15 protein-coding genes are annotated in these 13,921 nt (G+C 67.3%); 10 read left to right on the forward strand and 5 right to left on the reverse strand.

Annotated features, from left to right (window positions below; genetic code table 11):
* Nucleotides 1–87: 87 nt before the first annotated feature.
* Entirely contained in the window at nucleotides 88–1,761 is a 1,674-nt protein-coding gene (locus FFS49_RS06330) for an alkaline phosphatase family protein (RefSeq protein ID WP_105815279.1), read from the reverse strand.
* A gap of 349 nt (nucleotides 1,762–2,110) precedes the next feature.
* Between FFS49_RS06330 and FFS49_RS06335 the strand changes: the two genes are divergently transcribed.
* On the forward strand, nucleotides 2,111–3,022 hold the full coding sequence (locus tag FFS49_RS06335; RefSeq protein WP_105815278.1) for an EamA family transporter: 912 nt from the start codon (nucleotides 2,111–2,113) through the stop codon (nucleotides 3,020–3,022).
* A gap of 30 nt (nucleotides 3,023–3,052) precedes the next feature.
* On the opposite strand, the gene FFS49_RS06340 is transcribed toward FFS49_RS06335, so the two are convergent.
* Nucleotides 3,053–3,526 carry an Lrp/AsnC family transcriptional regulator gene (locus tag FFS49_RS06340; protein ID WP_039367332.1) on the reverse strand — a complete coding sequence of 158 codons (474 nt, stop codon included), beginning with the start codon at nucleotides 3,524–3,526 and terminating at the stop codon, nucleotides 3,053–3,055.
* 319 nt (nucleotides 3,527–3,845) lie between these two features.
* Here FFS49_RS06340 and FFS49_RS06345 point away from each other — a divergent pair, with 319 nt between their 5' ends.
* The 6 genes from FFS49_RS06345 to FFS49_RS06370 all read left to right on the forward strand — a co-directional run bounded on the left by FFS49_RS06345 (nucleotide 3,846) and on the right by FFS49_RS06370 (nucleotide 8,231).
* Nucleotides 3,846–5,231, forward strand: a complete 1,386-nt coding sequence (locus FFS49_RS06345) for an amino acid permease (RefSeq protein ID WP_039367334.1) — start codon at nucleotides 3,846–3,848, stop codon at nucleotides 5,229–5,231.
* Nucleotides 5,232–5,277: 46 nt separating this feature from the next.
* Nucleotides 5,278–6,480, forward strand: coding sequence for an amino acid aminotransferase (locus FFS49_RS06350; RefSeq protein ID WP_105815277.1), 1,203 nt, complete (start codon nucleotides 5,278–5,280; stop codon nucleotides 6,478–6,480).
* A gap of 161 nt (nucleotides 6,481–6,641) precedes the next feature.
* Nucleotides 6,642–7,040, forward strand: a complete 399-nt coding sequence (locus FFS49_RS06355) for a DUF488 family protein (RefSeq protein ID WP_105815276.1) — start codon at nucleotides 6,642–6,644, stop codon at nucleotides 7,038–7,040.
* Nucleotides 7,041–7,178: 138 nt separating this feature from the next.
* The gene (locus FFS49_RS06360) at nucleotides 7,179–7,469 is read left to right on the forward strand and encodes a DUF1488 domain-containing protein (protein ID WP_039367343.1); all 291 of its coding nucleotides are present in this window, start codon (nucleotides 7,179–7,181) and stop codon (nucleotides 7,467–7,469) included.
* Between the two features lie 16 nt (nucleotides 7,470–7,485).
* Entirely contained in the window at nucleotides 7,486–7,725 is a 240-nt protein-coding gene (locus FFS49_RS06365) for a hypothetical protein (RefSeq protein ID WP_039367346.1), read from the forward strand.
* Between the two features lie 155 nt (nucleotides 7,726–7,880).
* The gene (locus tag FFS49_RS06370) at nucleotides 7,881–8,231 is read left to right on the forward strand and encodes a hypothetical protein (protein ID WP_039367349.1); all 351 of its coding nucleotides are present in this window, start codon (nucleotides 7,881–7,883) and stop codon (nucleotides 8,229–8,231) included.
* A gap of 39 nt (nucleotides 8,232–8,270) precedes the next feature.
* Here the strand turns inward: FFS49_RS06370 and FFS49_RS06375 are convergent, their stop codons facing one another.
* The 3 genes from FFS49_RS06375 to lhpI form a co-directional block, all read right to left on the reverse strand.
* Nucleotides 8,271–9,050: a helix-turn-helix domain-containing protein gene (locus FFS49_RS06375; protein WP_039367352.1), complete on the reverse strand. Its 780-nt coding sequence runs from the start codon at nucleotides 9,048–9,050 to the stop codon at nucleotides 8,271–8,273.
* A 16-nt stretch (nucleotides 9,051–9,066) separates the two neighbouring features.
* Entirely contained in the window at nucleotides 9,067–9,471 is a 405-nt protein-coding gene (locus FFS49_RS06380) for a response regulator transcription factor (RefSeq protein WP_105815275.1), read from the reverse strand.
* 168 nt (nucleotides 9,472–9,639) lie between these two features.
* Entirely contained in the window at nucleotides 9,640–10,575 is a 936-nt protein-coding gene (gene lhpI, locus FFS49_RS06385) for a bifunctional Delta(1)-pyrroline-2-carboxylate/Delta(1)-piperideine-2-carboxylate reductase (protein WP_137950998.1), read from the reverse strand.
* A 262-nt stretch (nucleotides 10,576–10,837) separates the two neighbouring features.
* On the opposite strand from lhpI, the gene FFS49_RS06390 reads away from it, so the two are divergent.
* The 3 genes from FFS49_RS06390 to lhpH all read left to right on the forward strand — a co-directional run bounded on the left by FFS49_RS06390 (nucleotide 10,838) and on the right by lhpH (nucleotide 13,891).
* Nucleotides 10,838–11,575: a GntR family transcriptional regulator gene (locus tag FFS49_RS06390; protein ID WP_105815273.1), complete on the forward strand. Its 738-nt coding sequence runs from the start codon at nucleotides 10,838–10,840 to the stop codon at nucleotides 11,573–11,575.
* Nucleotides 11,576–11,696: 121 nt separating this feature from the next.
* Nucleotides 11,697–12,818, forward strand: coding sequence for a branched-chain amino acid ABC transporter substrate-binding protein (locus FFS49_RS06395; RefSeq protein WP_071332623.1), 1,122 nt, complete (start codon nucleotides 11,697–11,699; stop codon nucleotides 12,816–12,818).
* A 65-nt stretch (nucleotides 12,819–12,883) separates the two neighbouring features.
* A complete protein-coding gene (lhpH, locus tag FFS49_RS06400) occupies nucleotides 12,884–13,891 on the forward strand; it encodes a trans-3-hydroxy-L-proline dehydratase (protein ID WP_039367367.1) in 1,008 nt (335 codons plus the stop codon).
* Nucleotides 13,892–13,921: the final 30 nt, after the last annotated feature.

A 13,921-nucleotide genomic window follows, 5' to 3' on the forward strand; every position in this document is an offset into this window, starting at 1 on the left:
TCGAAAAACGGGCGTCGCACGAAGCGGCGCGTTGAAATGGAAACGGCCGGCGCGTGATGCGCCGGCCATGCGGTCAGGCAATACCGGTCAGATCGCCGGCGCCGAGCTCAAAGCGGTGCCGAGCGTCGGGTCGAGATACAGCGGCGTCGTGTTCGGCTTCGACGTGAAGTCGAACAACGCGCGCAGGTCGCCTGCCGTCGCATCGAACGAGCCGCCGCCGATGCGCTGGCCGCCGAGCCAGTTGTCCTCGATGAAGCGCACGACCGACGCCTGGTCGAGCATCGTGTGGTCGACGTAGTTCTGCTTCGCGTACGGCGAGATCACGACGAGCGGAATGCGCACGCCCGGGCCGCAGCGGCCGTTCACGGTCGCGCCGTTCACGCCGGTGGTGCCGCCCGTGCCGCACTTGCCGCTGCCGTTGACCTGGTCGACCGCGTCCGACGATGCGTGCGTCGGTGCCGTGTACACGTGGTCGTACCAGCCGTCCGAGTCGTCATAGGTGACGATCACGGCCGTGTTCTGCCAGTCCGGCTGCTGCTGCAGGAAGTTGACGACCTTCGTCACGAACGCCTGCTCGTCGAGCGGATCCGAATAGCCCGCATGCCCGTCCTGCGCGGCCGGCGCCTTCAGGTAGCTGACCGACGGGAAGTTGCCGGCCTTCACGGCCGCGAAGAAGTCGTCCGAGTCGTACTGGTGGTTCGCGGGTTCGGCGGTCTTGCCGTCGGCCTGGAAGCTCGAACCGATCGCCGCGACCGAACTCGGGCGCGTGTGCTGCGGGTTCGCGGTCGATGCGTAGTACTGGAACCAGTTGTGGTGCGGGATGTAGTCGGCCGTCGCGGCGTTCACGGCGGTGGCGACCGTGCTGCGCGCGCAGCCCGTCGTACCGTTGCCGTTCGTCGTCGACAGGTTGAAGCCGCCCATGAAGCCGCCCCACGTGATCTTCGCGGCGTTCAGCAGGTCGCCGATGTTCTTGCCGGTCATCATCGCCTGGTCGGTCGTGCTCGAACACACGTCGAAGCCCGGGTCGACGTCGTTGATCATCGTGAAGCCGCCCTGGCCATCATTGATGTAGTACGAGGTCGCGGCGAGCGTCGACGGCTGCTTCGACGTCTTGACGATCTGCATCCCGTTGGTCTGGCCCGACACGACGTTCAGCGCGCCCGGCGTCGACGGGCCGTAGACCGTCGTGAACGTGTTGTCGCTCATTGCGAAGCGCTGCGCATAGTTCCACAGTGCCGTCACGGTGTTGCCGTCGAAGTAGCCCATCACCTGGCCCTTCGTGCCGAACGCGCCGGCGCCGCCGGACGAGCCCTTGCCGGTGTATTTCGGGAACAGGTCGGCGAGGCCGTTGTCCTCGGCCTGCTGCTCGGCCGTGTACGCGTGGTTCTGGTCGGCGGTCGCGGCCTGCGTGCGGTCGAGGCGGAACGGGTTCGCCGCGTCGGTGCCGTTGGCCGTGTTCGTGAAGTTCGGGTTCGCGGTGAGCAGCGTGCCCGTCAGCCCGTTGATCGTCGGCGTGCCGGACTTGGCGGTGAACGCCGGTTCGCCCGACGGGTTCGTCGCGTTCGGGTAGGTGCCGAAGTAGTGGTCGAACGAGATGTTTTCACCGTAAATCACGACGACGTGCTTGATCGGCGTGGCGGTCTGCAGCGCATCCTGCGACGACACGGCAGGCGTCGACGTGGGATCGTCGCTGCCGCCGCAGGCGAACAGCGCCAGCGCCGCGGCTGCGCAGGCGGTGACGAGCAAGGCTTGACGGAACATCGGGAAACTCCAGGTAAGGTCTTCGATGGTGGAGAGCGGCCCCGTCGCCGTGTCGGTTCGGCGCGAAGCTCGTGAGAGAGCACGCGCATTGGAACAGCCCCGTATGAAGATATGGGGACGGAGTGGTTTCGTCGCGATTGCGCTGCGGTATCGATTTCATTACGGCGGAATGTGATGCGAAAGTGAACGGAAAGGGGCGGACCGCATGCCATCTTCGCGTCACATCCCGAGGCGCGCGGGCCGATTGCCGCGGATGCCGCGCGGGGCGGGGGACGCGGCGCCATCGACCGGTCGGCGCACGGTGCGGCGCAGCGCGAGTTTTTTGACAATCGGATGACGTATTTCTACGATGAATGCCCTGCGGCGACGAATTCGCGTGGCCGACCGTCAGCGAGAATTCATCGTGCCGATCCCCGTTCTGTTTGCCGTTCTGTGTGCGGCGTTCCTGCACGCGTCATGGAATGCGCTCGTCCGCAGCAGCGGCGACCGGCTCCGGTCGGCCACGGTGCTGCAGATCGCGATCGGGCTGTTCGCGCTGCTGTTCCTGCCGGCCGCGGCGCCGATCACGCCTGCGAGCTGGGCATGCGTCGTCGCGTCGGCCGTGCTGCACGTCGTCTATACGCTGCTGCTGGTGCGCGCGTACGAGCACGGCGACCTGAGCGTCGCGTATCCGGTCGCGCGCGGCACCGCGCCGTTGCTCGTCACGCTCGGCGCGGCGGCGTTTGCGGGCGAGCACCTGAATGTCGGTGCGCAATGCGGGCTCGTGCTGATCTGTGCGGGCATCCTGGCGATCGGCCTGGAGCGCGGGCGCGGCGCGAAGCACCGGATGATGCAGGTGCTGCCGACCGCGTTCGCGACCGGCGTGTCGATCGCGGCCTACAGCGTGGTCGACGGGATCGGCGTGCGGGAAAGCGGCAACACGGTCGGCTATACCGCGTGGATGTTCGTGCTGACGGGCGCGATGATGGCCGCGTACTACCGGCTGCGGGCGGGGCCGCTGCGGCTGACGCAGGAGGTCGGTGAAACGGCTAAGGCCGCGTGCGGCGGCGTGTTCGCGGCGCTCGCGTACGGCATCGTGATCTGGGCGATGGATCGCGCGCCGATGGGGCCGGTGTCGGCGCTGCGGGAAACGAGCGTGGTGTTCGCGGCGCTGATCGCGCGCGTGTATCTCGGCGAGCGGCTGACGCCGCGCCGCGCGGCCGGTTGCGCGGTGATCGCGGCGGGGGCGTTGCTGATCAGTGCATTCGAAGTGGCGAGATGACGGGGCCGGCCTGGCGCACGGCCCGCTACATCAGGCCTCGACCGGCATCGCACTCGTGCACTTGATCTCGTCGAGGCACACGCTCGAATGCACGCCGCTCACGCCGGGAATGCGCATCAGCGTCTCGAGCAGGAATCGCGACAAGCCCTTCAGATCGTGCGCGACGACCTTCAACACGTAGTCGATGTCGCCCGTCACCGAGAAGCATTCCTGGATCTGCGCGAGATCGGACACCAGTTTCTGGAACTTCGACAGGTCGCGGATATGCCCGCGCTCCATCGTCACGTGCACGAAAGCGGTCACGCCGAAACCGAGCGTGTCGGGGCACAGCCGGGTTTCGTAGCGACGGATCGCGCCGATCTCCTCCAGCCGCCGGTGGCGGCGCAGCGTCTGCGCGGGCGACAGGCCGACGGCCTTCGCCAGATCGAGGTTCGACGCGCGGCCGTTCTCCTGCAGGATCGCGAGCAAGTGGCGATCGAGGCGATCCAGAACCGGTTCATGCATTTTTGTTTCCTCATCTGTCTCCTGGATGCAATCTTATCTCATAATGTAGGGTTTGCATGAACGGGTTACGAAACCCGATTTCGCCGTCGCGACGCTAAACTGACGCCGGATTTTCGTGTGCGAACGCAGCAATGCGGGCGCGGCGACAGTCGGCGGCCGGTCTGGCGGGCACGCCGACGCGAATCGGGCGCCGCCACGCGAAGATTGCAGTCCCCAACCCGGCGGCTCCACGAACGGCCCCGGCACACCAAAACAGCGCCCGGCACACCGAGGCGCGCCGCACCCCGCTGCAGGCGGAGGCGGACAGAGTGGAGAAGACATGGTTTCTGGAAACGAGAGCGACGGCCTGAAGCGCGGGCTGAAGAACCGGCACATCCAGCTGATTGCGCTCGGCGGCGCGCTCGGCACGGGGCTGTTCCTCGGCATCGCGCAGACGATCAAGATGGCGGGCCCGTCCGTGCTGCTCGGCTACGCGGTGGCCGGCATCGTCGCGTTCTTCATCATGCGCCAGCTCGGCGAGATGGTCGTCGACGAGCCCGTCGCCGGCTCGTTCAGCTACTTCGCCAACAAGTACGTCGGCCACTTCACCGGCTTCCTGTCGGGCTGGAACTACTGGGTGCTGTACATCCTCGTCAGCATGGCCGAGCTGTCGGCCGTCGGGATCTACGTGCAGTACTGGTGGCCGGGCGTGCCGACCTGGGTGTCGGCGCTGGTCTTCTTCGTCGCGATCAACCTGCTCAACCTGGCGAGCGTGAAGTCGTACGGCGAAACCGAATTCTGGTTCTCGATCATCAAGGTCGCCGCGATCGTCGGGATGATCGGCTTCGGCGGCTGGCTGCTCGCGAGCGGCCATGCGGGGCCGGAGGCAAGTGTCCGGAACCTGTGGCAGCACGGCGGCTTCTTCCCGAACGGCGTGTCGGGGCTCGTGATGTCGATGGCCGCGATCATGTTCTCGTTCGGCGGGCTGGAGCTGATCGGCATCACCGCGGCCGAGGCCGACGATCCGAAGCGCAGCATTCCGCGCGCGACCAACCAGGTGATCTACCGCATCCTGATTTTCTACATCGGCGCGCTCGCGGTGCTGCTGTCGCTGTATCCGTGGGAGAAGGTCGTCACCGGCGGCAGCCCGTTCGTGCTGATCTTCCACGCGCTGAGCAGCAACGTGGTGGCCAACGTGCTGAACGTGGTCGTGCTGACGGCCGCGCTGTCGGTCTACAACAGCGGCGTGTACAGCAACAGCCGGATGCTGTTCGGCCTCGCGCAGCAGGGCAACGCACCGAAGGTGCTGTGCTCGGTGAACAAGCGCGGCATTCCGCTCGCCGCGCTCGGCGCGTCGGCGCTCGCGACCGGCCTGTGCGTGCTGGTCAACTACTTCATGCCGGGCAAGGCGTTCGAGGTGCTGATGGGCCTCGTCGTGTCGGCGCTGATCATCAACTGGGCGATGATCACGCTGATCCACCTGAAGTTCCGCCAGGCCAAGCGTGCAGCCGGGGAGGAGACTTCCTTCCGCAGTCTGGGCTATCCTTTCACGAATTACCTGTGCCTGGCATTCATGGCCGGCATTCTCGTCGTGATGTACCTGACGCCGGATCTCCGCCTGTCGGTGTACCTGATCCCGGTATGGCTCGCGGTGCTCGCGGTCGGGTATCGCTTCCGTCAGAAGAATGCAGGCTATGCGGTGCACGACGGCGCATCCGCACGCTGACGCAGGCCACGACCGATCATTCTTCCAAACGAGACCGACTCAAGCCATGTTCGAACACATCGACGCGTACCCGGGCGATCCGATCCTGACGCTCAACGAGAACTTCCAGAAAGATCCGCGCGACCAGAAGGTCAACCTGAGCATCGGCATCTACTTCGACGCAGAAGGCCGGATTCCGGTGATGGGCGCCGTGCGCGAAGCCGAAACCACGCTGCAGCGCGACAGCAGCGCGAAGCCGTACCTGCCGATGGTCGGCCTGGCCGCGTATCGTGACGCCGTACAGGCGCTCGTGTTCGGCGCCGATCACCCGGCCCGCGCGGCCGGCCGCATCGCGACGCTGCAGACGCTCGGCGGCTCCGGCGCACTGAAGGTGGGCGCCGATTTCCTGAAGCGCTATTTCCCGGATTCGCAGGTGTGGCTCAGCGATCCGAGCTGGGAAAACCATCGCTTCATCTTCGAGCGCGCCGGCTTCACGGTGAACTCGTACCCGTACTACGACGAGGCGACGGGCGGCCTGAAGTTCGACGCGATGCTCGCGGCGATCGATGCGCTGCCGGCGCGCAGCATCGTGCTGCTGCACGCGTGCTGCCACAACCCGACCGGCGTCGACCTCGACGAAGGCCAGTGGGAGAAGCTGATCGACGTGATCGAGGCGCGCGGGCTCCTGCCGTTCGTCGACATGGCGTACCAGGGCTTCGGCGCGGGCCTCGACGCGGACGCGTTCGCGGTGCGCGAGCTGGCCCGCCGCGGCGTGCCGGTGCTGGTCGCGAACTCGTTCTCGAAGAACTTCTCGCTGTACGGCGAGCGCGTGGGCGGCCTGAGCGTCGTCTGCGAGGATGCCGCCGCGGCCGATCGCGTGCTCGGCCAGCTGGCCGGCGCCGTGCGCTCGAACTACAGCAACCCGCAAACCTACGGCGCGAAGGTCGTGGCAACCGTGCTCGGCACGCCTGCGCTGCGCAAGCAGTGGGAAGAGGAACTGGCGGCGATGTGCCGCCGCATCGCGCGGATGCGCCAGTCGATCCATGACGGCCTGCGCGACCACGTCAGCGGCGAGGCACTGACGCGCTACGTGAAGCAGCGCGGGATGTTCACGTACACGGGCCTGACCGAATCGCAGGTCGATGCGCTGCGCGAAGTGCATGGCGTGTACATCCTGCGTTCGGGCCGGATGTGCGTCGCGGGCCTGAACGACTCGAACGTCGCCATCGTCGCGGATGCCATCGGCAAGGTGCTGAAGAGCGGCGTCTGAGCGCGGCGCGCCCCGGCGCGCAACGCGGCTGGCCGAACCGGCTGTCTCCGCAAGGGGGCAGCCGGTTTTTCGTTGTGCGGCCGCAATGTGCGCCACCCGGCTGACGCGAGGGCGGCGCGGGCGTACGATCACGGCATCCAACGCGACTCGGAAGGAAGCACATGGGCATCCGGATCATCCAGCTCGGCACGCCGCGCGCGGCCGGCGAGGGCCTGCGGATCGGCACGGTGCGGCGGCCGCCGCGCGGCGTGCCGAAGGCGGAATTCGCGTCGCGCAACTACTATGATGTATGGCTGCCGACGTTGTCGCCGAGCCCGGAACTCGTCGCCCAGGCGCAGGCCGCCGAAACCGATGCCGAATGGAACGCGTTCCGGCGTCACTTCCGTGCGGAGATGGCGCAGGGCGATGCGCCGAAGGTGCTCGACCTGCTGGCCGCGCTGTCGGCGGCCACAGCGTTTTCGATCGGCTGCTATTGCGACGACGAGCGCCGTTGCCACCGCAGCGTGCTGCGCGAACTGCTCGCGCAGCGCGGCGCGGCGATCGAGCCCGACGCGGGCTGAAAGCCGTTCGTGGCGATGCCGCGCGGCCGCGCCGGCACGCTGCCGTGCCGTTATCGTGCGGCGCAGCGAACCGGTTGACGTGGGTCAAGCGTGCGGGCGCGCGCGCCACTATGCTCTCGTCATGGAGCGATTACGACGATGACAGGCGGACAGATGCAGATTGCCTTCCCGCCGGAACCACCCGAATATTGCGCACGCGATCTGGTCGTGGCGTTTTCGGCACTGGTCGACGGACGTTGCGTACAGTGCGCGGTCACGGCCGAGGCGCTGGAAGATCATTTCGGCGCGCCGTCGCTGCTCGAACGCGACTTGCTGGCTGCGTTCGACGCGCACCGGTCGGCGATCGAGGCGATGGCACGACGCATGCTCGAGGAAATCGGCGGCCGGCCGGTGCTGCTGCACAGCGGCCACTTCCGGCTCGGAGACTGATACCGCAGGAGGGCGCATGACACTGCAGGGCAACATCCACGAACGCGACTGGTCCGTCGAAGTCGAGACGCGCCCGTGCGAATCGGGCGAATTCCGCTGCCGCGTGTCGGTCGAGCACGGCACCGGCGCCGCGCGTTTTCATCACACGTTCGAGCACAGCCACGCGTATCCGACCGAGCGCGAGGCGATGATCGAAGGGTTGCGGGCCGGCATGACGTGGATCGAGATGAAGACGTCGCAAACTTTCAACGTATGAACGGACCCGCGCCGGCGACGGCGCGGGCAGACTATCGGCCGGGCAGCGATCGGAGAAATCGCGCCGTGCCACGGGCAACACGTGCCGCCGCCTTTCGATGCAGGCGGCACATGCAAGGCGGTCGACGAGCGGGCGGCCCCGTCAGGAGACACGACATGGGCGTGGGCATGCAGATCGCCTGCCTTGGATTCGCGGGGACCGCCGCGGTCGAAGCCGAAGCCGGCGCGCAGCTGGTGCGGCTCGAGCGGTTTCGCGCGCTGATCACCGGTTGCCATCTCACGATCGAATCGCTAGCCGCCGCCGATGGCGCACGCTGTTACGACGCGCGGCTCGACCTCGTGACGCACGACACGGCGCGCTGGCCGTTGCCGCCGTGCGTGGGCGACGACATGGACGACGTGCTGCGCCGTGTGTTCACGCAGGCCGAACAGGTGCTGATCGCGTGCCAGGCGGCCGGTGCAAGGGTGGGGCTGCGCAACGCGGCGGCCGGCGGCGCGGTGCGATGATGCATCGCGCGCTGCGCCGCCAGGTGTAACCCGGATCCGTCAGACCCGTGCGAGCGCTTGCGAGTCGATGATGCGCACGCGCTTGCCGCGCGTTTCGACCATCGCTTCGCGATGGAACCGCGAGAACATCCGGCTCACGGTTTCGAGCTTCATCCCGAGATAGCAGCCGATTTCCTCGCGCGTCATCCGCAGGTTGAATTCCGTCGCCGAATAGCCGCGCGCCTCGAAGCGCGACGACAGGTTCAGCAGGAAATGCGCGACGCGTTGTTCGGCCGACATCGTGCCGAGCAGCAGCATCTGGCTCGATTCGCGGACGATCTCGCTGCTCAGCATCTGGTAGAGGAAGTGCTGCATCGGCTTGATTTCGCGGCACGCCGCTTCGAGCGCACCGAACGGGATGATGCACACGACGCTGTCCTCGAGCGCGATCGCGTCGCAGCAATGCTGGCCGCCGCCGATGCCGTCCATCCCGAGCGTTTCACCGGCAATCTGGAAGCCCGTCACATGCTCGCGGCCGTCGCGATGCATCATCACCGTCTTGAACGAACCCGCGCGCACTGCATAGATGCTATGGAACGCGTCGTCGGTGCGGAACAGCGCTTCGCCCTGGCGCACCTGCCGGGTCGTGCAGATGATCGAGTCGAGGCGGCCGTATTCGGCCGCGGTCAGGTGCGGCGGCAGGCACATCGAGCGCATCGCACATACCGAGCAGCGTGCGGCGGGATGTTTGGCGGCGTCGGCGCGCGTGACCGCGCGAAGCGGAATCGTCGGCCGAGGCGTGATGGATACGTCGGCGGCGCAGGGGGTGGCTGTTGACATGAGTCACTCCGGCTCGTCAGGGGCGGTGCACGCGAGCGTGCACCAGGGATTCGATGACTTGGCATGCGGCGTCGAATTCGACGGTCTTGTCGAAGAAGTAGTCGGCTCCGGCCGATGCGCATGCCTCTCTGAATGCCGGCGCCGAATGATTCGTCAGCACGATCGTGACGATGCGCGGCGCGGCCTTCGACAGCGTCCCGATCAGGTCGAGGCCGCTGCCGTCCGCCAGCCGCAGGTCGACGATCACCACGTCCGCCTGGCTGCCGCGGATATGCGCCAACGCTTCCTGGCCGTCTTCCGCCTCGCCGACGACGGCGACACCGCGGATCGCGCCGACGAGCAGCGCGATCCGCTGCCGGACGGCGGCGGCATGATCGACGAGAAACACCCGGAGCGCGGCGGGTAACTGGCTGGCATTCATGCCGGCAGTATCGTGTTGCGCCGCCGAAAATGAAATCGGCCGAATTGGAAGTTGATGTAGGCCGCTGCGACGCGTTGTAGGGCAATTCCTACAACGCGTACGGGAAATCGCCGGAGCGGCCCCGAGGTGGCGACGTCGCGAGCGCGGCAGACGGGTAGCGCTGCCGGATCAGCCGGCCTGGCGCTCAGCCAGCGCATCGCGTGCCGTACGGCACGCGGCGAGATCCCACGCCGCACAGCCGACGCTCTTGAACAGCAACGGCCCGCTGCGGTCGAATGTGCCGGCCAGCACGTCGGCGAGCGACGCGACGTGCTGCCAGTCGACCTGCGCGACGATCAGGTCGCCGGCTTCGTGGCGCGCGCCGGCCGGATCGTCGACGACCAGCCGGCTGGCGCGCACCGTGTTCGCGTCGATCTCGGCCGCGTCCGCGGTAAACGCGCCGACGCCGACCACGAGCCGGCCTTTGCGCGCGGCTTCGCGATAGACGGGCGTGCGGCTCGTCGTCAGCGTGACGACGACGTCGATCGCATCGGGAATCGCGTCGCCATCGAGCGGCACGAGGCGCGGCGCCTGCGCGCGGTGCGCGGCACAGAATGCCGCTGCGCTGTCGGCGCTCGTGCCGCGCACGTGGAGGCGTGCTTCGGGAAAGATCGCGGCGAGCGCTTCCGCATGATTGGCCGCCTGTTTCCCGGTGCCGATCAGCAGGATGTCGCGCGGCGCGGCGCCGTGCAGCGCCTGGATGCCGAGCGCGGTGACGGCCGCCGTGCGGCGCCCGGTGACCGTCGGGCCGTCCAGCGCGAAGCGCATCTCGCCGGTGGTCGCGTCGTATGCGGTGACCTGGCCGAGGATCGTCGGCAGCCCGCGCGCGCCGTTGCCCGGACACACGGTCACGAGCTTGTGGGTCGCGAGGTCGCGTGCGCTCGACGGCATCGACAACATCACGCCGCCCGCCTGCAGCGGCACGACCAGGCGTTCGGGGCTGACGATCTCGCCCGCCGCATAGTCGGCGACGGCCTGCCTGAGCGTGGCGAGCAGCGCCGGATAGGCAAGCAGCGCGGCCGTGTCGGCCGCATCGAAAACGGGAATCGGGGAGAGAGCGGTCATCGTGTACGTCGCATGCGTCGGTGAGCGTGGACGGCGGGCGCATGCCGCACCCGCCACAGGGCTGCCGGATACCGTGACACAGGGCAGTGTGGATCGAATCTATACCACTTGATGGCGCGCTAGCAACCCAGAAAATAAAGCGCCTCGCCAGTTTTGGTTCTAATATCTGTCCAGAAAGGCCGCCATGGCCTCGATGCCGCGCGCTCCGGTATAGTGCGAACCCATTCCAGATTCACGCCCGCGACCGGGCAGGAGCCATACGATGATGTCCGCGCGTCCCGACACACTCGAAGGCGGTTTCAGGCCGCTGCAGATCTACGAGCAGGTGGCCGAGAAGATCCGCGACGAGATCCGTGCGGGGCGCTACGCCGCCGAGTCGCGGCTGCCGTCCGAGCGCGAGCTCGCGGGGCTGTTCCAGGTCGGCCGCCCGGCCGTGCGCGAGGCGCTCGGCGCACTGCAGAACGAGGGGCTCGTGTTCACGAAGCGCAATTCGGGAACCTACGTCGTCGCGTCGCCGCTCGACGTGCTCGCGGAGCGCGGCGACGCGCACCGGGCGTCCGAGCCCGATTTCAGCCCGACGTCGACGCTCGACGTGCGGCTGATCCTGGAGCCCGCGATCGCGCGCCTCGCGGCCGCCCACGGGCGCGCCGACCCCGGCGCCGAACGCTATCTGGCCCAGATGGAGACCATCACCGACGTCGACGATCCGCATCAGCGCGCGCTGTGGAACGAGAGCGACCGGCTGTTCCACCGCCAACTCGCGTTGATGACCGGCGACGCGCTGATCGTGAAGATCGCGGACGAAGTCGCGAAGACGATGGACCAGCCGCTGTGGAAGCGGCTGAAGGACGACGGCATCTACGATGCGGGCCGGATCCGGCTCTACGTGTCCGAACACCGGCTGATCTACGAGGCGATCGTGTCCGGCGACGCCGATGCGGCGGCGTTCTATGTCGAGCAGCACATCCGCCGCGTGCGGCGCGACATCACGCCGAAGTGACCGTGCCGGGCTCGTTCTGGTCTGAAAAATGACCAGAATCGAAGTTTTTATTTTGAAATTGCTTGCATGGTGACCACGCGTATCCTACATTGGTTTCACACAAAACCAATCAGGAGACATCATGCGACACCTCGTTACCGCGCTCTCGGTGGCCATCGCCGCCGGCGCGCTGACTTCCGCGCACGCGCAGGAAGTCGTGATGATCGGCCATTCGGCGCCGCTCACCGGCCCGCAGGCCGCGAACGGCAAGGACAATGAAAACGGAGCGCGGCTGGCCGTCGACGAACTCAACAAGGCCGGCATCAAGGTCGCCGGCAAGACCGTCACGTTCAAACTGGTCTCCGACGACGACCAGGCCGACCCGAAGGCCGGTGTGCAGGTGGCGCAGAACCTCGTCGACAAGGGCGTGGTCGCGGTGCTCGGGCCGTACAACTCGGGCGTCGCGATTCCCGCATCGCGCGTGTACTCGACTGCCGGCGTGCCGATGCTGCCGGTCGCGTCGAACCCGGCGCTGACCAGGCAGGGTTTCAAGAACATCTTCCGGATCGGCGCGAGCGACGAGCAGCTCGGCGGCACGATGGCCACCTTCGCCGCGAAGACGCTGAACGCGAAAACCGCCGCCGTGATCGACGATCGCACCGCGTACGGGCAGGGCGTGGCCGAGCAGTTCATGAACGTCGCGAAGGCGAACGGGATCAAGATCGTCGACCAGGAATTCACGAACTCGTCGGCCACCGATTTCCTCGGCATTCTCACCAAGATCAAGGCCAGCAACCCCGACGTGATCTTCCTCGGCGGCTATGCGGCCCAGGGCGCGCCGATGGCCAAGCAGATGAAGCAGCGCGGGCTGCGCGCGAAGCTGCTCGGCGGCGACGGCATCTGCTCGGCCGACATGGGCAAGGTCGCGGGCGACGCGGCGTCGATCGTCTACTGCGCGCAGGGCGGCGTTGCGCTCGAGAAAACGGCGGCCGGCCGCGAATTCCTGAAGAAGTACCACGACACGTATCACACCGATACGCAGGTCTATGGCGTGAACTACTACGACGGGATGAAGCTGCTCGCCGACGCGATGGTCAAGGCCGGCACGACCTCCGACAAGGCGAAGCTGATCGCGCAGCTCGCGAAGTCGAACTACACGGGCGTCGCGGGCACCTATTCGTTCGACGCGAACGGCGACCTGAAGGGCGCGCCGACCACCGTCTACGTGATCCGCAACGGCCTGCCGGAACCGTACGCGAAGTAACGGCCAGCCAGCCATCGGACGGCGGCGCGGCCGCCGTCCTTCGTTTCAACGCTTTCGATTCCCCCATGAAAATTTCCCGATCCCTTTCCACCGTCGAAGTCCACACCGGCGGCGAAGCGTTCCGCATCGTCACGAGCGGGCTGCCGCGCGCGCCCGGCGACACGATCGTCCAGCGCCGCGCGTGGCTCAAGGAAAACGCCGACGAGATCCGCCGCGCGCTGATGTTCGAACCGCGCGGCCACGCCGACATGTACGGCGGCTACCTGACCGAGCCCGTGTCGCCGAACGCCGATTTCGGCGTGATCTTCGTGCACAACGAAGGCTACAGCGACCATTGCGGGCACGGCGTGATCGCGCTGTCGACCGCGGCCGTCGAGCTCGGCTGGGTGCAGCGCACGGTGCCGGAAACGCGGGTCGGCATCGATGCGCCGTGCGGCTTCATCGAAGCGTTCGTCAAGTGGGACGGCGAGCATGCGGGGCCGGTGCGCTTCGTCAACGTGCCGTCGTTCATCTGGCAGCGCGACGTGTCGGTCGAGACGCCGTCGTTCGGCACCGTGACCGGCGACATCGCGTACGGCGGCGCGTTCTACTTCTACGTCGACGGTGCGCCGTTCGACCTGCCGGTGCGCGAAGCGGCGGTGGAAAAGCTGATCCGTTTCGGTGCGGAAGTGAAGGCCGCCGCGAACGCGAAGTACCCGGTCGTGCATCCGGAGATCCCGGAAATCAATCACATCTACGGCACGATCATCGCCAACGCGCCGCGCCACCCGGGCTCGACGCAGGCGAACTGCTGCGTGTTCGCGGATCGCGAGGTCGACCGCTCGCCGACCGGTTCCGGCACCGGCGGCCGGGTCGCGCAGCTCTACCAGCGCGGGCTGCTCGCGGCGGGCGATACGCTTGTCAACGAATCGATCGTCGGCACGGTCTTCAAGGGGCGCGTGCTGCGCGAAACGACGGTCGGCGACATCCCGGCCGTGATTCCGGAAGTGGAAGGCAGCGCGCATATCTGCGGGTTCGCGAACTGGATCGTCGACGAGCGCGATCCGCTGACCTACGGTTTTCTCGTGCGCTGAGTTGCCGCGCCGATCGGCTGCGCCCGGCGC

Source organism: Burkholderia sp. 4NA327C6 (genome assembly GCF_005502655.1).
GTDB classification, from domain to species: Bacteria; Pseudomonadota; Gammaproteobacteria; order Burkholderiales; family Burkholderiaceae; genus Burkholderia; species Burkholderia contaminans.

Excerpts from the sequence above, each read along its gene's own strand:
- FFS49_RS06355 (WP_105815276.1), top strand. The coding sequence starts at position 6,642 with ATGGGCATCCGGATCATCCAGCTCGGCACGCCGCGCGCGGCCGGCGAG.
- FFS49_RS06350 (WP_105815277.1), top strand. The coding sequence starts at position 5,278 with ATGTTCGAACACATCGACGCGTACCCGGGCGATCCGATCCTGACGCTC.
- FFS49_RS06375 (WP_039367352.1), bottom strand. The coding sequence starts at position 9,050 with ATGTCAACAGCCACCCCCTGCGCCGCCGACGTATCCATCACGCCTCGG.
- FFS49_RS06390 (WP_105815273.1), top strand. The coding sequence starts at position 10,838 with ATGATGTCCGCGCGTCCCGACACACTCGAAGGCGGTTTCAGGCCGCTG.
- FFS49_RS06380 (WP_105815275.1), bottom strand. The coding sequence starts at position 9,471 with ATGAATGCCAGCCAGTTACCCGCCGCGCTCCGGGTGTTTCTCGTCGAT.
- FFS49_RS06345 (WP_039367334.1), top strand. The coding sequence starts at position 3,846 with ATGGTTTCTGGAAACGAGAGCGACGGCCTGAAGCGCGGGCTGAAGAAC.
- FFS49_RS06365 (WP_039367346.1), top strand. The coding sequence starts at position 7,486 with ATGACACTGCAGGGCAACATCCACGAACGCGACTGGTCCGTCGAAGTC.
- FFS49_RS06340 (WP_039367332.1), bottom strand. The coding sequence starts at position 3,526 with ATGCATGAACCGGTTCTGGATCGCCTCGATCGCCACTTGCTCGCGATC.
- FFS49_RS06335 (WP_105815278.1), top strand. The coding sequence starts at position 2,111 with ATGAATGCCCTGCGGCGACGAATTCGCGTGGCCGACCGTCAGCGAGAA.
- lhpH (WP_039367367.1), top strand. The coding sequence starts at position 12,884 with ATGAAAATTTCCCGATCCCTTTCCACCGTCGAAGTCCACACCGGCGGC.
- FFS49_RS06370 (WP_039367349.1), top strand. The coding sequence starts at position 7,881 with ATGGGCGTGGGCATGCAGATCGCCTGCCTTGGATTCGCGGGGACCGCC.
- FFS49_RS06330 (WP_105815279.1), bottom strand. The coding sequence starts at position 1,761 with ATGTTCCGTCAAGCCTTGCTCGTCACCGCCTGCGCAGCCGCGGCGCTG.
- FFS49_RS06395 (WP_071332623.1), top strand. The coding sequence starts at position 11,697 with ATGCGACACCTCGTTACCGCGCTCTCGGTGGCCATCGCCGCCGGCGCG.
- lhpI (WP_137950998.1), bottom strand. The coding sequence starts at position 10,575 with ATGACCGCTCTCTCCCCGATTCCCGTTTTCGATGCGGCCGACACGGCC.
- FFS49_RS06360 (WP_039367343.1), top strand. The coding sequence starts at position 7,179 with ATGACAGGCGGACAGATGCAGATTGCCTTCCCGCCGGAACCACCCGAA.